The following is a 21,987-nucleotide window of genomic DNA, read 5'->3' on the forward strand; positions in this document are numbered from 1 at the left end:
CGCTCCTCACATGCCTAAAATAGTTTTAGCGACGATCGTTTTTTGTATTTCGTTGGCACCGCCATAAATCGATAGCTTGCGGCGATTAAAATACTGAGCGCTGCCAGCTGCACGTTGAGCTAAACCTTCATCTAGGCTGGCTTCGCCATGTAGAAACTCAGGGAAAAATGGCAGGGCGGCAGGGCCAAGTGCGCGGCGGGTTAGTTCGCTTAGCTCTTGGCGAAGCTCAGACCCGCGTACTTTTAACAGCGAGCTTTCCGCCCCGGGTGCGCTGCCATTGCGGGTAGCGGCAATCACGCGCAGGTTAGTCACTTCAAGCGCCATGAGTTCAAGCTCGGCTTTTACGACCCGCAGGCGAAAGCTGGGTAGCGTCAGCAGCGGTTTACCACGGTGCTCAATACGACTAGCAAGTGATTTCAAATGGCGTAGCGCCTGCTTAGCGTGGCCAAGCCCTGCGATACCGGTGCGCTCATGAGTCAGTAAAAACTTGGCACAGGTCCACCCTTGGCCTTCTTCACCCACGCGGTTTTCGACCGGTACGCGGACATTGTCTAAAAACACTTCATTCACTTCGTGGGCACCGTCGAGCGTTATAATCGGGCGCACGGAAATACCCGGGGTTTGCATATCAATCAGTAGAAAGCTGATGCCCGCCTGCTTTTTAGCCGCCGAGTCAGTGCGCACTAAGCAGAACAGCATGTTGGCGTGCTGGCCCAGGGTGGTCCACGTTTTTTGGCCATTGACGATGTAGTGCTCGCCGTCGCGCACTGCACGGGTCGTTAAACTCGCCAAATCAGAACCAGCGCCCGGCTCGGAATATCCCTGGCACCACCAGTCTTGATTGTTAAGAATACGCGGCAAATAGTGCTGTTGCTGTTCAGCGGTACCGAATTTCATGATGACTGGCGCCACCATGTTAACCCCAAAGGGCACGACGGTAGGTGCATGAGCAGCGGCGCACTCTTCATCAAAAATATGCCGCTGAACCGGACCCCAGCCGGGGCCGCCGTGTTCTATTGGCCAGTTCGATGCCAGCCAGCCTTTTTCGCTGAGAATGTTTTGCCAGCGAAGATGATCGTCCGCACGTAGATAGCGTCCTAAGCGAACGCGTTCGCGGATATCGCCGGGTAATGAATCGCTAAGAAAGCGGCGCACCTCAGTACGAAAGACCTGTTCTTCAGGACTAAAGGTCAGATTCATTTTTGTGCGTCCTTGGCCGCGGCTGCGAGCGTTGCTTGGCGATGTGGCCCGCCTAAGTGGCGTGGATAGCCCAGCGCTTCAACGGCCAGTAAATCGATATCGCTTTCGCGATAGCAGAAGCCCTGTTCAGCAATACTGATGCTGATTTTTTCAAGCGCTGACTGTTGCTCATCAGCTGAAACCTGCTGCATGGCATCGTGCATTGCATTAAGTAAGCTACGCTGCTGGCTTACCACCACGTTGATACGCAGTGCTTTCAAGGTAAGCGCTGCCTGCTGCTGGATCAGTGGCTCAGCGCTAATATTTGCCAGCTCAACGATGTCGCTGTTTGCAACGATGATCAGACTTAGCATTGACTCACTACGCCCTGGTGTATCGATCTCTTGCAGTGCAATAACGGGGATGCCGCCAGGTAAAGCGCTGCCGTCATCTGTTTGCGAATCCGGTGCCAATACGCACAGCTCCGTTGTATCGGTGGGCTTATTTGTCAGGGTAATGCCGGCTCGCTGAGCGACTTTTTTGAGTCTCTCAAACAGCGGATGCTCACCAAGGAGTGCCACGTTGTTATATCTGCTTACGTTAGCGGCGCTGTTTTTTTCAGCATCAGGCACTACGTGCGGGCTGCGCGCGGCAAAAAAGAGATGGATAAGCCCCGCGCGCTGGGGGGAGTCCATGCAGGCTAAAAATAGCTCTCGCTCACGGCGAAGCCCGGCTTGAAGCGACTGCGCCGTTACGCAGGCTTCAATCGCTTCAATAATGCGAAATGGCGAAAAAAGCGCTGGCGATGACTGAGTTAAATGCTCAAGCGTGGCGGCTATGGCTTGGGCATTAGCCGCAGGCGGGGGGAGCTCGCCAGTGATACGACATGCCTGCTCTGCGTTTAACACTTTTTTCGCCGCGGCTAATCCTGCTTCAAGTGGCGTTGGAGCATCGCTAATGGCATCAATAATACCCGCTTCAAGCGCTTCTTCAGCACCTACAAAACGCCCGCTGGTGATCATTTCTAGTGCACGCTCGACACCCACCAAGCGAGGCAAACGCTGCGTGCCACCTGCGCCCGGAAGTAGGCCAAGCTTTACCTCAGGTAGCCCCACACGCGTATCGGTTAGCGCGACTCGATAATGGCAACCAAGCGCAACTTCCAGGCCGCCGCCAAGCGCCGTACCGTGCAGAGAGGCAATCAATGGTTTGGGGCAGGCTTCCAGCTGGGAAACAACATCGGGTAGTAGCGGTGCCTGGGGCGGTTTACCAAACTCGCGAATGTCCGCACCGGCGATAAACGTACGGCCGTTGGCTAACAGCACCAGTGCGCTCGCGTGTGTATCGGCAATACCTTCTTCAAGCGCATTGATTAAGCCACTGCGCACCGCATGACCTAGGGCATTAACCGGCGGGCTGTCGATTTGGATAACGCCAATATCGCCGTGGCGCTGATAATGAACAGACATGGTTGGCTCCCGTACTGTATTTGATGACATGAATAATGATCTATTCAATAGGGTCATTTAACGTATGTTGTCGATGCCAATACTATATGGCAGGTGTGCTAAGTGACTGCTGATGGTGGCGCTGACTCAGCCGTGCCAGCAATACGCCGGGCACAAGAGCCGCTGCCGCCAGAGCAATCAGTTCCCACTGGCTAAGTGGCACCATGCCGCCGCCGGGTAGTGCTAGCAGCAGGCCGGAGATCAATACCAGGCTGCGAATAATGATCTCCTGAAATGCGCCATAGCCCAATCGACCAACGCCCATCAAATAGCCCTGCATCGCAGAGGCAAACAAAATGATGCCAATCACCGCCTGCACAAATACCACCACAATCATTAGCGGCGCGCCCTGCATAATCAGCGCCGGGTTAAGTACGAACAGGAACGGGATAAAGTAAATCACGCTACCCAAACGCATTGCTTGTAGACCAGTAGCCATCGGCCGCGCGCCGGCGACGGTGGCTGCAGCAAACGCGCCCAGCGCTACCGGCGGGGTGATAAAGCTCAGCATGCCCCAGTAAAGGATGAACATGTGAACGGCCATCGGATCCAGACCGCCGCCTTGGATCAAGGCAGGTGCCAGCGCTACCGCTAGGAAGATGTATGCAGCGGTCACCGTCATGCCAATACCGAGTACAAAGCTGGTCACTGCGCCCATGATTAACAGTAGTGGGACGCTGCCACCGGCAATGTTGATAAAGTCGTTAGCAATCGTGCCTGAAAGGCCGGTCATCGAAAGCGCACCGACCAGCATACCCACACCGGCTAAAATGGCGATTAGTTCGGCAAATAGCTTAGCGGCGGATGTCAGCGTGTCTGCTACGTCTTTCCAGCCCCAGCGGTTGTGCTTAGAAAGCTGATTGAGTACTAACAAAAGGGCAGTAGCGTAAAACGGTGCGACGGCTTCGCGCTGCATAATCAGCAGCATCCATACCAGCAAGGCGAAGACGAAAATAAAGTACCAGCCTTCTTTCAGCGTTTGCTTAAGTGAGGGCAATTCTATGGCAGGCAGACCTTTAATATCGTGGCGCGCGGCGTAGGCATCAATTTGAATAAACAGGCCTAAAAAATAAAGCACCGAGGGTATTACCGCGGCTAGTGCAACGGCCGAATAGGGAATATCGAGAAACATGGCCATTACAAACGCGGTGGCGCCCATCACCGGGGGCATTAATACACCGCCCGTGGAGGCACAGGCTTCGACGCCGCCTGCAAATGAGCGGCTCATACCAATGCGACGCATGGCGGGAATTGATAACACCCCGGTGGTAAGCACGTTGCTAATAACGCTACCGCTCATAGAGCCCATCAGGCCGCTTGAGAAAATGGCGACTTTGGCCGGTCCGCCGCGCACGTGGCCGAGCAGGGCAAAGGCAAGGTTGATGAAAAACTTGCCGCCGCCACTTTTTTGTAACACCACGCCAAACACTAAAAAGCCAATCACCAAGCCTGCAAAGGCTTGAAGCGGTACACCCATGATGCTTTCGGTGCTCATGGTGTGATACATGGCCGTTTGTTCTAGCGTCGAGGGAAAGGCTTGAATGGGGCCGGGGACGATGTCGGCTACTAAGGGATAAAGTGAGAACACGCCGGCAATAATCGCGATCGGTAAACCACCCGCCCGGCGAGAGGCTTCAACGATTAATAGCCAGTAAGCGTAGCTTGCATAGATGGCCATATCAGGTGCGGCGAATGCCCAGCCACGTTCTAAAATAGGCACCGCGTTATACACAAAGTAGCCGCCCACGATCAGCGTGCTTGCGCTTAAAAGATAGTCGTACCAGGGGATTGGCTGCTCTTGCTGGCTGCTGCGCATCGGCCAAAGTAAAAAGACCAGAGGAAGTAGTAGCGCAACAACAGCGTAATAGAATTGAGTTTCAAGACCGGTGATAAAGGTAAATAAGCCTAAGTTAAAAAGATAATCCAACGTCATCAGCATTAAAATGACGGTAACAGAGGCGGGAATCCACCGCAGCGCGGTGGGGAGCTGGCGAATTTGGCTGATCTTTTCTTTAACCTGCTGAGTATTCGCAGGTGCGGTATCTGTAGTCATGGCGAGGTATCTGTGGTTATGGAAAGATCCGTCGATCAGCAAAGGGCGGCCAGTGCCGCCCCGTGGCGTTTTACTCAAAGATTGGTTCGAAACCCGCATCGCTTAATGCGCTGGCGCGAGCTTGCATCCAATCAGCCGTAAACATATCAGCATCATCGCTGGGTGCATCTTCCATAAAGCTTTCCCAGGCCATTAATAGAACGTTTTGGCGCTCTACTAATTCGTCTTGATGGGCCTGCATTTCATCCGTCCATACATCGATTTCTTTGTAATACTCCACCACGGCATCGTGGAACGGCACTACCCATTGAAGATCTTGCGACTCTAAGGCATAGCCCAAAGCGCCAGGCGCATTGTCTTTGTAGTCATCAAAATTTTCCTGAAGGGCCTTAATCAATCCATAGGCGACTTTGTCATCCAGGTCTTGATTGGCAACCACGATTGGATAAGGGTAGCTTGCGCTGGGCAGCGGATTGTCGACGCTAATGTCGCCAGCGCCAGAGGTCACTTCATGAGGGCGAAAATAGGGTGCGACTTCTGCCATGCGCTCCCAGCCTGCTGAATCGTTGGGATCTAACACCGGCCAACTGATACCGCGGGGGCTGCTGGCAAGCTGCTGTGCTGGCGGCGTCACCGTGGTGGTAAATGAAGCGTCCACATCGCCGGCGATAATGCCGTCAAATGAGCGGCCGTAGCCTGGGTAGTCAACACGCTCGACGTCATCCCAGGTAAGACCACCGAAGGCCAAATAAGCTTCTGTGCCTTTATTTAAGGCGTCATCACCACGGATATAAGCGATGCGTTTACCTGCCAAATCAGCCGGCGTTTCGACGTCTAAATCACCGGCGACCGCAAGGGAAAGCCCAAAAGACGCTGTTGAGGTAGTGATGATACGCAGCGGCTGAGGACCCCAATCGCGATCGGCAAACATCATCACGCCTTCAGCGCCGTAATAGCTGGCGATGCCACAGGCGCAAAGGTCAACGCGCCCCTGTTTAAGAGGTGTCATGCGTGATACGTCGTTATCACCAGGCAGGATACGTACCGAAGAGTCATATTTATTCTGCAGCATATTGCCGATAGCGACGGCTTGCGCGTAGCCGCTGGAATTGGTGCCATAGGCAGTCCAAGCCATGGTGCTGGGAAGCTCAACTTCACTGGCATGGCTTACCGCGGCACCCAGTAGTGATAAAGGTAATGCAGCGAGGAGTAGGCGATGAGCAAATGGATGCATTGGAATGCTCCTTTATTGTGTTGTGATGACGGCAGTGGTTACGTTTTGTTACTTTGTGTTTTGCTATGCGGTATTGTGTTTTGCTAAGTGGTCGGCTGATAGTAGAGAAGCCGCTAGGCCGCTGTCAATGACGTTCTGGTGAACTGATCTAGCGCTTAACAGACAGATATAAAAAAACCAGGCGATGGCCTGGTTTCTGAATGACATAGCTTTCAATGAAATAGCTTTCAGATACGTGCTTTGAATAACGCTTTTGTTTTGGGAAAATTAGGAGAATTCACGCCAGGCAGCGTAGGTGCTCAAAAAAACGCGGCCAGTAAGCGCCTCTAAAAAATCACTTTTTTTGAGCTGGTCCATGACAGGCCCTTTCACTTCAGATAAATGCAGTTTTACGTCAGAGTCTTTTAAGCGCGCGTTAATAGCGTCCAGGCTTTCTAGCGCCGACGCATCGATCAAATTAACCGCTGAACAGATCAATACCACGTGTTCAAGCTCAGGATGGCTAGCCACTAGGTTATAAACGGTATCTTCCAAATAGCGGGCATTGGCAAAATAAAGGCTCTCATCTATTCGCAGCAGGGCTGCATTGCTAGCTGTTTCTACATCATGGCGTGCGGTATTTCTAAAGTGCTCGGTCCCCGGCACTCGGCCCACCAAAGCGCTGTGCGGGCGACTGGTACGATATAAAAACAGCGCAATTGAGAGCGTGACGCCACTAATGATGCCTGCTTCGACGCCTTCACCCAGCGTGAGCACAATGGTGACTGCCATGGCGGCAAAGTCGCTACGTGAGTAGCGCCAAGTCTGGCGCAGCATGGGGATATCGACGAGGGTTAAAATCGAGACGGTAATCGTCGCCGCCAGGGTCGCAATAGGTAAATGATAGAGCCAGCCGGTAAACGACATCGTTACTAATGCAATGCCTAGCGCTGCAAAGGCGCCCGCTGCGGGTGTTTGCGCGCCTGCATCGTAGTTAATGACTGTTCGTGATAGGCCGCCGGTAACCGGCATGCCGCTTGTAAAACCTGCAGCAAGATTGCAGGCACCTAAGCCGACTAACTCTTGGTTAGGTGAAATGCGCTGACGCCGCTTAGCCGCCAACATTTGCCCCATCGATACCGATTCAACAAAACCCACTAAGCTAATCAGCAGCGCTGGAATTAACAGCGACTGCCAAAGTGAATAGTCGCCCCAGGGGAAGCTAAGTGCGGGCAGCCCATTAGGAATATCGCCCACCACCGCCACGCCCGCGCCGGCTAATTGCCAGTGCCAGGTTATTAAGGTAGTAATCACTACTGCAAATACCGGCCCAGCTTTGGCGCAAAGATCTGCCAGGAAAAGGGGGAAACCTACTTTATGTAGTGTGGCTTTACCGCGCAGACGCATCGTAATCAAAAAAATCAAGGTGCCACTACCAATCAGTAAGGTAGATAAATTGTAGGTGGCTAGGTTAGGTACTAACGTAAATAGGCGCTCAACCAGCGTGAAGCCGCTACTTTCAACACCTAATAAGCTGCCCAGCTGGCTTACCGCAATCAAAATGCCGGAAGCGGTTAAAAAACCCGAAATGACCGGATGACTAAGAAAGTTACTGAAAAAGCCCATCTTCAGCAGACCCATCACCATCAACATGCCGCCTGAGAGCAATGACAGTATCAGCGCTGCCTGTAAATACGTTTCCGTGCCCGTTGCCGCCACCGAAGAGAGTGCCGCACCGGTCATTAGCGCGATGATAGCAACCGGCCCAACCGCAAGCGTTTTGCTGGTACCAAATAGGGTATAGATGAGCTGCGGGAGAATACTGGCGTAAAGACCAACGACGGCAGGTAGCCCTGCTAATAGCGCATAGGCGAGCGATTGAGGAATGACCATCACGGTGACGATCAACCCCGCTAACACGTCGGCCCCCAGTAGTCGCTTATGATAATGAGGGAGCCACGTCAGAATGGGCAAATAGCGCTTTAGCATGGATTCCAGGCGTTGTAGATGGGGCAGAAGATTAAGGGTAAGTGATATTTCATTTTGTTGCAGCGCTTATATGCAATGGTTTTAACTAGCAGCCATATTACCCGGGCGGGATTGCCATGCAGACCATGAATAAAGCGCGAGTCCTATCCAGATAAGCACAAAGGTCACAAGTTGGATAACGCCTAGGGGCTCACCGAATACGGTTAAGGCAATCAGAAATTGGATGCTGGGATTGATATACATTAGAAAGCCCAGCGTCGCCAAACGAAGCCGGCGTGCGGCGCCGGCAAAAGCCATTAAGGGAAGAGCGGTCAAAGCCCCGCTGGCAATGAGCAAGCTGGTAGATGAGGCATTTTGTAAAAAATGTGAGCTGCCGTTCCAGCTAAGCCACGTTAATGCGATAAGTGCCAGAGGGAAGAGCAGCAACGTCTCGACAAACAGCCCCGATAAACCGTCCAGCGGCACCTGTTTGCGAAACAGCCCGTAGCTACCGAAACTGAGTGCCAGCATCAGGCTAATCCAAGGCAGTTCGCCAATCAACATGAACTGCGTGGCAATCGCTGCACTGGCCAAGCCCAGCGCGACCAGCTGCAGTTTAGCCATCACTTCTCGCAGCACTAAAACACCTAGCGCAACGTTAACTAGAGGTGTCAGAAAGTAGCCCAAGCTTGCCTGCAGTACCTGCTTGGATTCCACTGCATATATATAAATTCCCCAGTTAAAGGCAATCAATAGCGCGCAGGCCAACACGCGGCCCAAGCGTTTAGGCTCGCTAAGCGCGGCGACAACCGGGGACCAGCGACGTAATACGGTGATGAGGCCGACTAAAAACAAGCACGCCCAAATGATGCGATGAATTAATATTTCAAAGGCGGGAACACCGTCAAACAAGGCAAAAAATAATGGGAAACATCCCCACATTACATAGGCGGTGAGCCCAAACATAACGCCTTTGACTGCTTCAGGATCGCGTGTTGATGTGGGAAGCATGGCAGCCTCATTATTTAAAGATGCTAATCTAGCATAAACTTTGAAATAACACTGGCAATGGAGGTGTTGAATGAGCGAACTACGAACCAGTTTAGTGCAGTGCGATTTGCGTTGGGAGGAGCCTCATGCAAATCATGCACATCTTGAACAGTTATTGGGTGAGCTGGACAGCCGCGATACGGATTTAATTGTCTTGCCGGAAATGTTTGCCACCGGTTTTACCATGAACTCGCGTGAAATGGCCCAGCCAATGGCGGAAAGCACCAGCATTGCCTGGCTTCAGGCGCAAGCGAAAACTCGCCAGTGTGTGATGACTGGCAGCGTAGCGATTGAAGAGCAGGGGGCCTTTTTTAACCGTTTAATTTGGGCGACACCTGACGGTGAAATCACTTATTACGATAAGCGTCATCTATTTCGTATGGCCGGCGAGCATGAGCGCTATGGCATGGGAGTAGAGCGCAATATCGTTAAGCTAAAGGGTTTTAAACTGCTGCTAAGTGTCTGCTACGATTTGCGCTTTCCGGTTTGGATGAGGCAGCAGCCAGCAGAAGGGGAGCATTTCGAGTATGATGCCCTTCTCTGTGTCGCTAACTGGCCAGCACCGCGACGCCACCCTTGGCGTACGCTGCTGCAAGCCCGGGCGGTAGAAAACTTAAGCTATGTCATTGGTGTTAATCGCGTTGGAGAAGATGCTAAGGGGCTTGCCTACAGCGGCGATTCCTTATTGGTCGACTTCAAAGGCGAACCGCTAATTGATCACCCCGCCCATACCCCGTTTATAGAAACGGGCACGTTGGATAAAACTGCCCTTGATGCTTTTCGTGAAAAATTCCCTGCTTGGCAAGATGCCGATCGTTTTGAGCTGCTGTAAGGAGTGGGTCAATGATGCGCCTTGATCGATTTTTAAGTGAAACCTCTCCGTTAACCCGTAGCCTAGCCAAGCGGGCACTGAAAAACGGTGAAGTCACCTTGAACGGTGAGCCCATTAAACAGTCGGCGACCCAGATTGATACGGATAACGATGTCGTCGTACTCAACGGCGAACGGCTGGCGCTCGTTGGCATTCGCTATATTATGCTGCATAAGCCAGTGGACGTTGAATGTAACGCCCGCCGTGGGCTCTATCCAAGGGTGATCGACTTGATAGATCTACCCAAAGCCGAGCGCTTGCAGCCAGTAGGGCGCTTGGATGTAGATACCACCGGCTTGCTGCTATTAACCGATGACGGTCACTGGTCGCACCGCGTTACGTCACCACGCCACCGCTGTGGCAAAGTGTATATCGCTGAGCTAGCTGAGCCGATGGAAGGCTCAGCCGCGGATTGGGCGATTAATCAAGTTGCTGATGGCTTAATGCTTGATGGTGAGGAAACGCTGACCCAGCCCGCTGTGTTACGACTCCTTTCGCCCACTCAGGCAGAACTCACCATTACGGAAGGGCGCTACCACCAGGTAAAGCGTATGTTTGCTGCATTAGGCAATCACGTGAATTCGCTGCATCGTAGTTCAATCGGTGATGTTGCATTGGATGAGAATCTGGCCCCAGGCGAATGGCGTGAATTAACCGAAGCCGAAATTGCCAGCTTCTAAGTAGAGGCTTTTACTTGCTGGTGTGACTTCAAATTTTAAATGCCGAAATAGTTTAACCCGCGTCCCTTGTTAGGGGCGCGGCTTTGTTATGCTTAGGGCTAATGCAGTGATACTTGAGTAGATGATTTATACCGTTATCTTGTATAGCAATAAAATTAACAAAAACGTGTCAGCAGACGAAAAGGCATGGCTTCTAGCGTTAGAGCTACCCGCTTAACATCGCGCGATTTCGGATAATAAGTCCCCTAGCTTGTTAAGTGAGCCGCTGAAATCAGTGCCTGAGTATAAGAATGCTGTGGGGATACAAGTACATCCAGGCAATCACCTTGCTCAACCACTTCACCATCTTTAAGCACCATGATGCGATGAGCCATAGCACGAATAACGGCTAAATCGTGGCTAATAAATAGATAGCTTAACTGGCGGCGAGCTTGAAGGTCGCGCAGCAGCGTCACTAGCTGCTTTTGAACGGTTCGGTCTAACGCTGAGGTTGGCTCATCAAGCACTAGAAGCTCTGGCTCTAAAATGATTGCTCTGGCCACTGCAATGCGCTGGCGCTGGCCGCCGGAAAATTCATGTGGATAACGAGCAGCGCAGCTTTCCGGTAATCCCACCTCACGCAGGGTCTGATTAACCCGCTGATTGACCTCTGCATCAGTCAGGTGAGGATAGTGAAAGCGCAGCCCCTCACTTACGATGTCAAACACCGGCATCCTTGGGGAGAGCGCGCCATAAGGATCTTGGAACACCATCTGCAGACGGTGGCGATGACGCCGTAATGCGTTGCCGGTTAGGCTGCTTAATTTATCGTTGCCAAGGATGACCTCGCCTTGGCTCGCAACCAGACGCATGACCGCTGATGCCAGCGTGGTTTTACCTGAACCCGACTCACCCACAATACCTAAGGTTTCGCCTGGTGCGATATGAAAGTCAATCGGATGAACGGCCACAAAATCAGGGCGCTGCGGTTTAAACAAGCCCGTTTTAGCGCGCTTAAAACTGACACTTAGCTTACGGGCAGTAAGTACTGGGGCCGCGTGTTTAATGGCCTGCGGCCGACCTTCTGGCTCGGCGGCCAGCAGCGCTTTGGTATAATCGCTTTGTGGGTGCTCAAAGACCTGCTCAACTGACCCTATTTCTTGTATACGCCCCTGATACATCACGCAGATGCGATCAGCATGGCGGCGTACCAGGTTTAGGTCATGGCTGATAAACAGCATGCCCATTCCGTGGTGATCGCGTAGTTCGCGCAGCAAAGCAAGGATCTCTTGCTGCACCGTCACATCCAGGGCGGTGGTGGGCTCGTCGGCTATCAGCAGTAATGGATTGTTAGCAATCGCCATGGCAATCATCACGCGCTGACGCTGTCCGCCTGAAAGCTGATGGGGCCAAGCATCAAGCAACTCGTCCGGGCGCGGTAGTTTTACTTGCTCAAGCAGCACTTTACTACGCTGACGTGCCGCTTGGCCGCTGAGACCTTGATGTAGGCGCAGAGCTTCTCCGATCTGCTTGCCAACGCGATGAAGAGGATTAAGCGAGGTCATGGGTTCTTGAAAGATAAATCCGAGCTGATTGCCGCGAATGCCGTTCCACTGTCTGGGCGTTAAGTTGGCAAGATTCGTCTCTCCCAGCCAGCGCTCGCCTTGAATAGTGGCATTGTTGGGCAGTAAATTAGCGATGCCTAGCGCAGAGACCGATTTACCCGAACCAGATTCGCCAACGATAGCCAGGGTTTCCCCCGCGTTGAGGGTGAGCGACAGCGAGTGGACGACTTGGTGGCCATCGAAAGCGACGTCTATGTTTTCAAGGCGCAGGAGCGGGTTATTAGACATGTTGAGTCTCTTTGCTAGGACCTGCTAGGCGCTGGGACTGCTGCACGTGACGAGGGTCAAACGCATCACGTAGGCCTTCGCCAATAAATACCAACAGCGAAAGCATTACTGCTAGCGTCATAAATGCGGTAATGCCCAGCCAAGGGGCATGCAGGTTATTTTTACCCTGTGCCGCCAGCTCGCCCAATGAAGGGGCGCCCGGCGGGAGGCCAAATCCAAGGAAATCCAAGGCTGTCAGGGTGCCGATGGCGCCGGTGAATAAAAAAGGAATAAAGGTAAGCGTCGCGACCATCGCGTTAGGTAGCACGTGGCGCCACATGATTAAGCGTGATGGGAGCCCCATTGCTTTCGCTGAGCGCACGTACTCCAGATTGCGCGCCCGCAGGAATTCGGCGCGGACAATATCCACTAAGCCTAGCCATGAAAACAGCAGCATAATCCCTAGCAGCCACCAGAAACCTGGCTGAACAAAGCTGGCTAAAATAATCAGTAAGAATAATACCGGTAAGCCTGACCAAATTTCAGTCACGCGCTGGCCGATTAGATCCACTTTACCGCCAAAGTAGCCCTGCACACCGCCCGCAAAAACGCCAATGATGAGTGACCCTGCGGTGAGCACTAGCGCAAACGCAACGGAAAGGCGAAACCCATAGATCACGCGTGCTAATACATCGCGGCCTTGATCATCAGTTCCCAGAAGATGGCGGCGGTCCGGCGGTGCAGGCGAGGGCTGCGTCATATACATATCAAGCGTTTGATAAGAGAAAGGGTTCGCCGGCCACAGCGCCCAGCCGTGGTCATCAATTTGCTGCTGAATGAAGGGATCTAGATAGTCGGTGCGTGTAGGCAGAAAACCACCAAATTCGGTTTCCGGGTAGTCCACCAGCAAGGGAACGTACCACTGGCCTTCGTAGTGCATGACAATGGGCTTGTCGTTAGCAATAAGCTCTGCAAACAGGCTGACAATAAATAGCGCGCCAAATAGCCAAAGGGAAATGCGGGCACGGCGATTGGCTTTAAACGCGGCCAGGCGGCGGCGAGTAATAGGTGATAAGCGTGACGATAGTAAGGCCATTATCACGACTCCCGGGTTGAAAAGTCGATACGCGGATCTACCCACACGTAGGTCAGATCGGAAATCAGCTTGAGAATTAGTCCGATCACGGTGTACAAAAACAAAGTGCCGAAAATAACCGGATAGTCCCGTTGCATTACCGCCTCAAAGCCAAGTAGGCCCAGGCCGTCAAGCGAGAAGATAACTTCGATCAATAGTGCGCCGGTGAAGAAGATGCCGATCATCGCGGAAGGCAGGCCCGCGATAATGATGAGCATGGCATTACGAAAGACATGCCCATAAAGCACGCGACGTTCATCGGCGCCTTTTGCGCGAGCGGTAATTACATATTGTTTGTGAATCTCATCAAGGAAGCTGTTTTTGGTCAGCATGGTGAGGGTGGCAAAACTGCCAATAGCAGCAGCGATGACCGGTAGCGTGATATGCCAGAAATAGTCTTTCACTTTATCCAGTATCGATAGCTGGTCAAAGTCAGGTGAGGTTAAGCCGCGTAACGGGAACAGGTCCCAATAGGTGCCGCCGGCAAAAAGAACAATCAATAGGATTGCAAACAAAAAGCCGGGGATGGCGTAGCCGACAATGACGAGTCCCGATGACCAGACATCAAAACGAGAGCCATGGCGCAGTGCTTTCTGAATGCCTAATGGAATGGAGATTAAATACACCAGTAGTGTCGTCCAAAGGCCAAGCGATATAGAGACGGGAAGGCGCTCGATCATCAATTCGATCACGGGTCGGTCACGAAAAAAACTAGTGCCAAAATCAAGGCTAAGATAGTCTGCCATCATGCCGATAAAGCGTTCGTGTGCGGGCTTGTCAAAACCGAACTGCTGTTCTAGCTGTTCGATAAAACGTGGGTCAATGCCGCGTGCACCGCGGGAATCGTCGCTAATCTGCACGTCCGCACCGCCCATGTCTAAACGGGTGCTAGCCATGGCGTCGGCACCTTCAAAACGCGCTAGCATTTGATCAATGGGCCCGCCTGGCGCCGCTTGAACAATCATAAAATTGAGTAGCATGATCCCTAATAGGGTCGGGATCATTAACAGCAGTCGGCGAAGGGTATAGCGGGCCACAGATCACTCCACGAATGTTTGACAATAAGCCGTTGCTATTAAGTCGGGGTCAGCGGCGGCGCTGCAGTTCTATTTCACGATCGGTGTCGACCCACCATGCATCCAGATCCATGCCGTAGGCGGGAAAAGGTTCGCGATAGCCAAATTTATCCCACACCGCAATGCGCTTTTCGCCGGAATGGTAATGAGGAATAACGTAAAACCCCCAGCGCAAAACGCGGTCGAGCGCACGCGTAGCGGTATCAAGTTCTGCGCGCCCGTCTGCGCGAATCAACGTTTCCACCAGCGAATCTATCGCTGGATTAGCCAGTGACATGCGGTTGCGGCTTTGCGGAGCCTCTGCGGCGGCGCTGGTCCAATAATCGCGCTGCTCATTGCCCGGATTGTTCGACTGAGGGAAGTGGCTAATCACTATGTCATAGTCATAATTGCGCTGCCGGTTTAAATACTGATTGATATCAACGATACGCAGTGATGTTTGTACACCAAGGCGGGCCATGTTGCGCAACATAGGCTGCACAACGCGTTCCAGCGCCGAGTCGTAGAGCAGCACTTCCAGACTTAAAGGCTCCCCCGTTTGTTGATTAACCAGCACGCCGTCTTCTACCGCGTAACCGGCCTCACGTAGCAGCGAAAGTGCTAAGCGAAGGCGTTCACGCAGGTCAGTGGGGATATCAATTGGCAATGGTTCAGTGAATAAGCGGTCAGAGTGAAGTGAGGATTCAAGCTCTTCACGTAAGGGCTCTAGCAGTGCAAGCTCCTCTTCAGAAGGCAGGCCGGTGGCTTCCATCTCTGAATTTTGGAAAAAACTTTCGGTACGCTTATAAGCATCGTAAAAAATATTGGTGTTCAACCAGGGAAAATCGAAAGTGAGGCTAAGCGCTTCACGTACCCGGGGATCTTGAAATTTCTGTTGACGCAGGTTGAACACAAAGGCCTGCATCATTGAAGGGTTGACGTCAGGAATGGTTAGGCGTTTCACCAAGCCTTCTTCATAGGCAGGGAAGTCGTAACCAATGGCCCAGGTGGCTGCGCGTGCGTCCTCACGAAAGTCGGTTAGCCCTGCCTTAAATGCTTCCCAGGCGATGTCGCGGTCGCGGTAATAGTCATAAACAATGCGATCAATGTTGTAACGCCCAACGTTGACCGGTAAATCTTTACCCCAGTAGTTCTCATCGCGCTGAAACGTAATTCGCCGACCGGGATCCACGTCACTAATGCGATAAGGGCCGGAGCCAGGGTGTGCTACGAGTGTCGGCGACGTAAATTCGTGCTGCTCCCAATAGTGGCGGGGCAGTATAGGCAGCTGTGCAATGATTAATGGTAGTTCTCTAGATTCGGTATCGTTAAAGGTAAAACGCACCTGATGCTCGTTGAGTGCTATCACCTCTTCCACGCCCGCATAATAGCTGGCGTAAAACGGGTTACCTTTTTCACGTAATAGGTTAAGCGTGAAAACAACGTCGTACGCGGTGACGGGCTCGCCATCCTGGAAACGTGCTTCTGGGCGCAGGTCAAACTCAATCCAGTGCCGATCAGGATCAAGACGCACGCCTTCTGCAAGCAGGCCGTAAAGACTAAACGGTTCGCCGGGGTTACTGGCCATCAGTGTGTCGTAAATTTGTGAAATGCCGCTGGCGGGGGTGCCTCGAATAATAAACGGATTGATAGAGTCGAAGCTTGCGCCTACTGCTGTATGCGTAATTGTGCCACCTTTGGGGGCATGGGGATTTACATGCGGAAAGTAGGCAAAGTCCTCGGGGAGCTCGGGGCTATCATAGAGCGATAGCCCATGAACCGTTTCCACCGGCACTACGTTGTTTTCATCAGTATTTAGATCACCGACAACGCTATTTCTATCAACGCTGATTCTATCAACGCTGTTTTTAGCAACGTAGGAGGGCGCCTCGGTATCAGGCGTTTGCTCGATCGCGAGCGCCGATGCATTGAAAACTAAGCAGCTGACGAATAACAACGTTTTCGCAAAAAATACACCACGCGGCATTGGTGATTTCCTATGTGAAAAAAGCCTACTGTTATGACAATGCTATCAGTACGGTATGATCAATGGCTGCTTAAAAACAACGATTATTCTAAACGCTGACGATTTTTACTCGGCATAGTGTCAGCGCTCTGAAAGCGTCAGTAATTGGCCAGGCTGTAGAGCGCCGGGCCGATCAATCGCATTCCAGCGTATTAGGTCTTGCTGGTTGATATTATACTGGGCTGCGATCGCTGAAAGACTGTCGCCTCGCTCAACGCGATGTGTCTCGCTACTAGCGTTTTGCGCGAATGCCGGGCTATTGCCTTGTGCCAATTGAGCCAACACTTGAGCATCGACCTCTTCAGGGACTAGCAGCGTCTGAGCACTACGCGGATCAATGCTGCCATTAAGCAGGCCGGGGTTCAGCTCCGCCAGTGCAGTTTGGCTTACATCTAGCAACTGAGAAGCTTCAGAAAGGCTCACCGCATGGGCTAGCTGCACTTTTGCAAACGCTGGATCAGAGTGGATCTCAGGCAAAATGACACCGTAACGTTCTGGATCATTGATAATCGTTGCGATGGCTTTTAGCTTAGGCACGTATTGCATAGTTTCATATGGCAGGGAAAGGTCCCAGTAACCGCCGTTTAAACCCTGGTCCTGGGCCTGGTGCTGAGCACGATTGACAGTCCCAGCACCGGCATTGTAAGCGGCCAATGAAAGCATTAAATCACCTTCATACCACTGGTCAGCCTGCATTTCTAAGTAGTCAAGTGCCGCATCGGTAGATGTTACAACGTCTAACCGACCATCATAGTTGCCGTTGCGCACTAGGCCTAATGCGTCGCCGGTACCGGGCATAAACTGCCAAAGGCCAGCGGCTCCACGATGACTTTTGGCAGCGGGGTCAAACGAGCTTTCTACAAAGGGAATTAGAGCAACTTCGCCCGGAAGACCACGCTCGCTTACCTGTTGGCTAATCCAGGCAAGCCAGGGTGTTGCGCGTTCAGTGATGGTGGCGATATTTTCTGGGCTTGACTGATAGTGCTCAATCCACGCATCTACCCTTGCTTGGGCATCTGCTGAGAGCGGGGCATCTTGCCATTGGAAGCTTTTACGTAGCGTTGTCCAGGCGTCTTGAGGCTCTAGCTCCAAAGCTTCCCAAAAATGCGACTGGAAAGCTGAGGGGCTTGGTGTAGCATCCGGCATGCCAGTATTTGCAGCATATTGCGCGGTGGCGGTAGACGATGTTGATGCTTCATACGCCGATGCCTGAGAACTTGCAGCGGCGGCTAAAATTAGGCCCATAATGACGGAGCTGCCAGCGCTCAGCATCAAGCGCTGGCGAATCGTTCGATAGGTCATAGTTGCATTCGTTTCGTTTCGATAGCGTTATTAAAAACGGTTCTTCCACTCACGTAGAGTAGTGAACGTAGCGAGATCATTATCATTAATACCCTGAGTGCCAGCTGCTTGGCGCACGCTATCGGTGGCCACGCGTAAGTAGGGATTAATTTTCAGCTCGCGTCCTATCGTGCTGGGTAAGGTCGGGCGATCCAGTGCCCTGGCCTTTTCACACTCCTGTAAGGCGTGTTTGACATCATCATTATCAGGGTCCGCAGCACGAGCAAACGCAAGATTCGCTTGTGTGTACTCATGGGCTGCAAAGACCAGCGTATCTTCTGGGAGTTCCGCAAATTGTTTCAACGCTGTGAACATTTGTTCCGGAGTGCCTTCAAATAAACGGCCACAGCCAGCGCAGAAAAGTGTGTCACCACAAAACAGCAGGGCAGGGATGCCCGGCGTAAAATAGCTGATATGGTCAAGCGTGTGGCCGGGCGTCGCCATGACTTCAAATAACCGCCCCATAATGCGGATTTGGTCGCCATCCTCCACAAACTCATCAATACCTTGAATGGTGGGGTTGTTGGGGCCGATCACATGCGGAGAATAACGTTTGATCAATTCGGCTAGGCCGCCGGTATGATCATGATGGTGATGAGTGATCAGAATGCTCTCTAGGCGTAGCGACTCTCGCTCCAGAAACTCGATTACAGGGGCGGCTTCACCCGGGTCCACCACGCAAACGTTTTGACTGGTATCTTGTCTTAATAGCCAAATATAGTTGTCGCTAAGGGCTGGAATCGGTGTCACGCTCATCATCGGCGAGATCCTTTAAGTGTCAAAAAATAGAGCTGGTAAAAAGAACGTATAAATGTAAAACGCAGCTAAAAATGCAAAACATGGCGCTAAATTGGTGCTTAAAAGGCGCTAAAAGCCGTTACTTTGGAGGGAAGTGCTGTTCATGTCAAATTCGACGACGGCTACAACACTCGCCAAGCGCTTGATAAATAGCCAAACGTATTGGCAAAGCGAGGCCGGTCGCTCGCTTTGGGAGTCTCAGCGGGCGTGTCTTGGACCTGTGGCTGAAACGCGAGTGGGCGGGCACAGTTTGGAAATGGGCATGGGGCCTGCAATGCTGACAATGTCAGCCATTCCGCATGCCATACGCTGGTCGCCAACTCGCCAGCTAGCGCATTCAGATACGACCTTGGTGTGCCCGCCTGATCAACTGGCACTGCCAGACCGCTGTTTAGACGTGATGGTTATTCACCACTGGCTTGAGCATCTGCCGGATGCTCATCTGACGCTCAAAGAGGCTGCTCGGGTAACGGCTGATAATGGCATTTTAGTGCTTTTTGGCTTTAATCCTATTGGCGTCAGTGGGCTTGTCCGCCAGTTGCGTAAACGCCAGCAGCAGTACCCTTGGAGTGGCGAGTGGCGTTCGTCGAACCGCCTTCGCGACTGGTTGGCGTTTGTCGACTTTGATGTTCAGCGCGTAGACTATTGCTGCTTTAGAGGGCGCATAAACGCCAAGTGTGGTGAGTATTGGGAGTCTTTGGGGCGTCGGCATAACCTGCCACTCGGTGAAAGCTATATGATTCTTGCCCGGCGCAAGCAGCGCCAGGCGCCCGTTCAGCGCCTGAGATTTGGATTAAAAGCACCGGCGTCTCCGGCGTCATTAGGCGTTACCCGCTCTGGCTCATCCGCTCACTTGCAATCCTATCAAGAGCATCAGGCTCCAACGCATTCAAAGAGAGATCAAGAGATTGACTAATATGGCTGCCGAGCACCTACCCTGTGTGACGGTGTATACCGATGGCGCTTGCCGGGGTAATCCTGGCCCCGGTGGCTGGGGCGTCGTGCTGGCGAGTGGTGAGCATGAAAAGACCTTAAAAGGCTATGAGGCAGATACGACTAATAACCGTATGGAATTGATGGCCGCGATTATGGCGCTACGCACACTCAATACACGCTGCGAAGTGGCGCTGTGGACTGACTCTCAGTACGTGCGCCAAGGTATCACTCAGTGGATTCATAACTGGATCAAGCGGGGGTGGAAAACTGCCGCCAAGCAGCCAGTTAAAAATGCCGAGCTATGGAAAACCCTTCACGAAGAGACTCAGCGCCATCAAGTGGCGTGGCATTGGGTGAAAGGGCATAGCGGCCATCCCGGCAATGAGCACGCCGACACGCTGGCCAATGAGGCTATCGATGAGCACCAGAAGAGGAAAGTGTGATGCGGCAAGTCATCTTAGATACTGAAACGACGGGTATTGACCCTAAAGATGGGCATCGCTTAGTTGAGATTGGTGCCGTGGAGATGGTTAATCGTCGTTTCACTGGACGTACCTACCACCAGTATATAAATCCTGAGCGTCATATCGATGCTGAAGTAGTGGCTATTCACGGTATTGATAACGCTAAAATAGCCAATGAGCCGGTGTTTGCCAAAATAGCCGATGAGTTTTGGGCATTTATTGATGGCGCTGAGCTGGTGATCCATAACGCGCCCTTTGACGTGGGCTTTATAGATCATGAGCTCGGCATGCTAAATAAGCATCGCAGCGGTTTGTCATTAGGGCCTGTTCGTGAGCACTGCGGCGTTCTTGATACGCTGACGATGGCTAGGAAAATGCACCCTGGTCAGCGCAATAGCCTTGATGCGCTGTGCAAACGCTACGATATTGATAATGGTCACCGCGTGCTGCACGGCGCTTTGCTAGACGCCGAAATCCTCGCTGACGTATATCTAGCGATGACGGGCGGGCAAACGGCGCTGACATTAGATGCTGCCTCTGCCTCCGAGCAGCAGCAAACCGACACCTCTAGTGAAGGGCTGTCGATTCAACGTTTAACGCTAACGCCCGGTCAACTGAGCGTGGTTCGCCCCACCGAGCAGGAACAAGCAGCGCATGAAGCTAAGTGTGAAGCACACCAGCTGACTTGGTTTGAGGACGCAAGTAACGATGCTTAGGCGAGAAATTCCCTATGATGAGCAGGCAGGGCGTGTTATTCGGCTATCACGTAGCTTATTGGCGCCCGCTCCTTTAACCGGCAGTGATCAACTCACTCCGTTACAGCCTTTTCAGCCCTGGACCGAGCAGATGCAGCCGCTGTGCTATTGGGATGATGAACCCGTAGCCCTGCTTGTGGAGGCCCAGGCTGAAAGTGGTTGGATTGATGGTCGTCAGTGGATGAGCGAGCTGCCCACCGCATGGTTTAGCCTGCTATCGACAGCCTTACAGGTAGGCGCATGGTTAGAAAATCATCGTTTCTGTAGCCGCTGTGGGGCTTCTGCCACCAAACTGGCTGCCGAATTTGCGATGCACTGCAACGCCTGCGGACATCGTAATTATCCGCGCATTTCGCCGTGCATTATTACCTTGGTGACCAGCGGCGAGGCGATGCTACTTGCCCGCAGCCCGCGTTTTCCGCCGGGCCGCTATTCGACCCTGGCTGGGTTTATTGAGCCAGGTGAGTCTGCAGAAGAGGCCGTGCATCGAGAGGTATTTGAGGAAGTGGGGGTGCATATTGATCAACTACGCTACCACCAAAGTCAGGCGTGGCCTTTCCCTCATTCACTGATGTTTGGCTACTTTGCCGAAGCAACGACGCGACGCATACGTATTGACGGTGTCGAAATCAGCGATGCGGCGTGGTTTTCCCCTCGTCAGCTGCCGTCTTTGCCACCGCCGTATTCGATATCGCGTGAACTTATCGAGACACATTTAGCACGCTGGCGCTGAAGAACGCCGCGTGCTTAAACTTGCTTACTTGCTAGGAAACAGGCTGGTCAGTTTAGTGGCCAGCATCACATTGCCGGTTGCTTTTAGCTTTCCAGTCATGAACGCAGTCATGCCGTTGATGTCACCACTCATGATGCCTTTCAGCGTCTCGGTGCTTAGGCTTAAGCTGACGGAAGGGTCATCGTGTTCGCCTTCTTGAACATCAAGCGCGCCATCTTGAATGTTCAGATAGTGGCTGCCCGCATCTGAGAAATGAAATTGAAAAATTTCGTTCATCCCCTTGGCGGCTTCTGGATTGAAACGTGCTTTCAGCTTATCAAGGGTAGTCGTTGACATCATAAATCTCGCAAGTAAGTAGATAAATTAGCTTAAGGTTATCGATAGTAGTTCAAAGAAACAATCGGATATGGG

19 protein-coding genes are annotated in these 21,987 nt (G+C 52.4%); 6 read left to right on the forward strand and 13 right to left on the reverse strand.

The genetic code is table 11. From position 1 onward, the window contains the following. Positions 1-6 precede the first annotated feature (6 nt). From ACT3RP_RS07835 to rarD, 6 genes are all read right to left on the reverse strand, one after another. Positions 7-1,200 (reverse strand): acyl-CoA dehydrogenase family protein, encoded by a 1,194-nt coding sequence (locus ACT3RP_RS07835; protein ID WP_483393581.1) that lies wholly within the window; start codon positions 1,198-1,200, stop codon positions 7-9. After that, on the reverse strand, positions 1,197-2,648 hold the full coding sequence (locus tag ACT3RP_RS07840) for an enoyl-CoA hydratase/isomerase family protein (RefSeq protein ID WP_483393582.1): 1,452 nt from the start codon (positions 2,646-2,648) through the stop codon (positions 1,197-1,199). Before ACT3RP_RS07840 ends, ACT3RP_RS07835 begins: the two co-directional genes overlap by 4 nt. Before the next feature lie 82 nt (positions 2,649-2,730). Beyond that, a complete protein-coding gene (locus tag ACT3RP_RS07845) occupies positions 2,731-4,740 on the reverse strand; it encodes a TRAP transporter permease (protein WP_483393583.1) in 2,010 nt (669 codons plus the stop codon). A gap of 70 nt (positions 4,741-4,810) precedes the next feature. Continuing rightward, positions 4,811-5,974, reverse strand: coding sequence for a TAXI family TRAP transporter solute-binding subunit (locus ACT3RP_RS07850; protein ID WP_096279924.1), 1,164 nt, complete (start codon positions 5,972-5,974; stop codon positions 4,811-4,813). A gap of 267 nt (positions 5,975-6,241) precedes the next feature. Then, positions 6,242-7,942 (reverse strand): SulP family inorganic anion transporter, encoded by a 1,701-nt coding sequence (locus tag ACT3RP_RS07855; protein WP_096279926.1) that lies wholly within the window; start codon positions 7,940-7,942, stop codon positions 6,242-6,244. A gap of 81 nt (positions 7,943-8,023) precedes the next feature. Further along, entirely contained in the window at positions 8,024-8,932 is a 909-nt protein-coding gene (gene rarD / locus ACT3RP_RS07860; RefSeq protein ID WP_483393584.1) for an EamA family transporter RarD, read from the reverse strand. A gap of 70 nt (positions 8,933-9,002) precedes the next feature. Between rarD and ACT3RP_RS07865 the strand changes: the two genes are divergently transcribed. Both ACT3RP_RS07865 and ACT3RP_RS07870 read left to right on the forward strand, forming a co-directional pair. Further along, complete coding sequence (locus ACT3RP_RS07865; protein WP_483393585.1) at positions 9,003-9,803, forward strand: amidohydrolase; 801 nt, start codon at positions 9,003-9,005, stop codon at positions 9,801-9,803. 14 nt (positions 9,804-9,817) lie between these two features. Then, positions 9,818-10,522 (forward strand): pseudouridine synthase, encoded by a 705-nt coding sequence (locus ACT3RP_RS07870; protein ID WP_096282354.1) that lies wholly within the window; start codon positions 9,818-9,820, stop codon positions 10,520-10,522. A gap of 245 nt (positions 10,523-10,767) precedes the next feature. Here the strand turns inward: ACT3RP_RS07870 and ACT3RP_RS07875 are convergent, their stop codons facing one another. From ACT3RP_RS07875 to gloB, 6 genes are all read right to left on the reverse strand, one after another. Further along, positions 10,768-12,354: an ABC transporter ATP-binding protein gene (locus ACT3RP_RS07875; RefSeq protein ID WP_483393586.1), complete on the reverse strand. Its 1,587-nt coding sequence runs from the start codon at positions 12,352-12,354 to the stop codon at positions 10,768-10,770. After that, on the reverse strand, positions 12,347-13,429 hold the full coding sequence (locus ACT3RP_RS07880; RefSeq protein ID WP_483393587.1) for an ABC transporter permease: 1,083 nt from the start codon (positions 13,427-13,429) through the stop codon (positions 12,347-12,349). The genes ACT3RP_RS07875 and ACT3RP_RS07880 overlap by 8 nt, the downstream gene beginning before the upstream one ends. 2 nt (positions 13,430-13,431) lie before the next feature. Beyond that, positions 13,432-14,505, reverse strand: coding sequence for a microcin C ABC transporter permease YejB (locus tag ACT3RP_RS07885; protein WP_483393588.1), 1,074 nt, complete (start codon positions 14,503-14,505; stop codon positions 13,432-13,434). A gap of 49 nt (positions 14,506-14,554) precedes the next feature. Then, positions 14,555-16,510 carry an extracellular solute-binding protein gene (locus ACT3RP_RS07890; RefSeq protein WP_483393589.1) on the reverse strand — a complete coding sequence of 652 codons (1,956 nt, stop codon included), beginning with the start codon at positions 16,508-16,510 and terminating at the stop codon, positions 14,555-14,557. A gap of 120 nt (positions 16,511-16,630) precedes the next feature. Further along, positions 16,631-17,851 carry a transglycosylase SLT domain-containing protein gene (locus tag ACT3RP_RS07895; RefSeq protein WP_096279941.1) on the reverse strand — a complete coding sequence of 407 codons (1,221 nt, stop codon included), beginning with the start codon at positions 17,849-17,851 and terminating at the stop codon, positions 16,631-16,633. Between the two features lie 30 nt (positions 17,852-17,881). After that, positions 17,882-18,649, reverse strand: a complete 768-nt coding sequence (gene gloB / locus ACT3RP_RS07900; protein WP_096279943.1) for a hydroxyacylglutathione hydrolase — start codon at positions 18,647-18,649, stop codon at positions 17,882-17,884. A 142-nt stretch (positions 18,650-18,791) separates the two neighbouring features. Here gloB and ACT3RP_RS07905 point away from each other — a divergent pair, with 142 nt between their 5' ends. From ACT3RP_RS07905 to nudC, 4 genes are read left to right on the forward strand one after another with little or no spacing between them, the layout of a single operon-like run. Beyond that, a complete protein-coding gene (locus ACT3RP_RS07905) occupies positions 18,792-19,604 on the forward strand; it encodes a class I SAM-dependent methyltransferase (protein ID WP_096279945.1) in 813 nt (270 codons plus the stop codon). A gap of 1 nt (position 19,605) precedes the next feature. After that, positions 19,606-20,067, forward strand: coding sequence for a ribonuclease HI (gene rnhA / locus ACT3RP_RS07910; RefSeq protein WP_483393590.1), 462 nt, complete (start codon positions 19,606-19,608; stop codon positions 20,065-20,067). Then, the gene (gene dnaQ / locus ACT3RP_RS07915) at positions 20,067-20,804 is read left to right on the forward strand and encodes a DNA polymerase III subunit epsilon (RefSeq protein ID WP_444625414.1); all 738 of its coding nucleotides are present in this window, start codon (positions 20,067-20,069) and stop codon (positions 20,802-20,804) included. The genes rnhA and dnaQ overlap by 1 nt, the downstream gene beginning before the upstream one ends. Next, complete coding sequence (gene nudC / locus ACT3RP_RS07920) at positions 20,797-21,576, forward strand: NAD(+) diphosphatase (RefSeq protein ID WP_483393591.1); 780 nt, start codon at positions 20,797-20,799, stop codon at positions 21,574-21,576. Before dnaQ ends, nudC begins: the two co-directional genes overlap by 8 nt. 24 nt (positions 21,577-21,600) lie before the next feature. Here the strand turns inward: nudC and ACT3RP_RS07925 are convergent, their stop codons facing one another. Continuing rightward, positions 21,601-21,912, reverse strand: a complete 312-nt coding sequence (locus ACT3RP_RS07925) for an SCP2 sterol-binding domain-containing protein (protein ID WP_444625416.1) — start codon at positions 21,910-21,912, stop codon at positions 21,601-21,603. Between the last annotated feature and the right edge of the window lie 75 nt (positions 21,913-21,987).

The organism is Halomonas sp. AOP5-B2-8 (assembly GCF_052376475.1).
In the GTDB taxonomy this organism is placed as follows: Bacteria; Pseudomonadota; Gammaproteobacteria; order Pseudomonadales; family Halomonadaceae; genus Vreelandella; species Vreelandella casei.

What these genes read in the sequence shown, in the direction of transcription:
- ACT3RP_RS07835 (WP_483393581.1), bottom strand. Translation starts at nt 1,200, where the DNA reads ATGAATCTGACCTTTAGTCCTGAAGAACAGGTCTTTCGTACTGAGGTG.
- ACT3RP_RS07840 (WP_483393582.1), bottom strand. Translation starts at nt 2,648, where the DNA reads ATGTCTGTTCATTATCAGCGCCACGGCGATATTGGCGTTATCCAAATC.
- ACT3RP_RS07845 (WP_483393583.1), bottom strand. Translation starts at nt 4,740, where the DNA reads ATGACTACAGATACCGCACCTGCGAATACTCAGCAGGTTAAAGAAAAG.
- ACT3RP_RS07850 (WP_096279924.1), bottom strand. Translation starts at nt 5,974, where the DNA reads ATGCATCCATTTGCTCATCGCCTACTCCTCGCTGCATTACCTTTATCA.
- ACT3RP_RS07855 (WP_096279926.1), bottom strand. Translation starts at nt 7,942, where the DNA reads ATGCTAAAGCGCTATTTGCCCATTCTGACGTGGCTCCCTCATTATCAT.
- rarD (WP_483393584.1), bottom strand. Translation starts at nt 8,932, where the DNA reads ATGCTTCCCACATCAACACGCGATCCTGAAGCAGTCAAAGGCGTTATG.
- ACT3RP_RS07865 (WP_483393585.1), top strand. Translation starts at nt 9,003, where the DNA reads ATGAGCGAACTACGAACCAGTTTAGTGCAGTGCGATTTGCGTTGGGAG.
- ACT3RP_RS07870 (WP_096282354.1), top strand. Translation starts at nt 9,818, where the DNA reads ATGCGCCTTGATCGATTTTTAAGTGAAACCTCTCCGTTAACCCGTAGC.
- ACT3RP_RS07875 (WP_483393586.1), bottom strand. Translation starts at nt 12,354, where the DNA reads ATGTCTAATAACCCGCTCCTGCGCCTTGAAAACATAGACGTCGCTTTC.
- ACT3RP_RS07880 (WP_483393587.1), bottom strand. Translation starts at nt 13,429, where the DNA reads ATGGCCTTACTATCGTCACGCTTATCACCTATTACTCGCCGCCGCCTG.
- ACT3RP_RS07890 (WP_483393589.1), bottom strand. Translation starts at nt 16,510, where the DNA reads ATGCCGCGTGGTGTATTTTTTGCGAAAACGTTGTTATTCGTCAGCTGC.
- ACT3RP_RS07895 (WP_096279941.1), bottom strand. Translation starts at nt 17,851, where the DNA reads ATGACCTATCGAACGATTCGCCAGCGCTTGATGCTGAGCGCTGGCAGC.
- gloB (WP_096279943.1), bottom strand. Translation starts at nt 18,649, where the DNA reads ATGATGAGCGTGACACCGATTCCAGCCCTTAGCGACAACTATATTTGG.
- ACT3RP_RS07905 (WP_096279945.1), top strand. Translation starts at nt 18,792, where the DNA reads ATGTCAAATTCGACGACGGCTACAACACTCGCCAAGCGCTTGATAAAT.
- rnhA (WP_483393590.1), top strand. Translation starts at nt 19,606, where the DNA reads ATGGCTGCCGAGCACCTACCCTGTGTGACGGTGTATACCGATGGCGCT.
- dnaQ (WP_444625414.1), top strand. Translation starts at nt 20,067, where the DNA reads ATGCGGCAAGTCATCTTAGATACTGAAACGACGGGTATTGACCCTAAA.
- nudC (WP_483393591.1), top strand. Translation starts at nt 20,797, where the DNA reads ATGCTTAGGCGAGAAATTCCCTATGATGAGCAGGCAGGGCGTGTTATT.
- ACT3RP_RS07925 (WP_444625416.1), bottom strand. Translation starts at nt 21,912, where the DNA reads ATGTCAACGACTACCCTTGATAAGCTGAAAGCACGTTTCAATCCAGAA.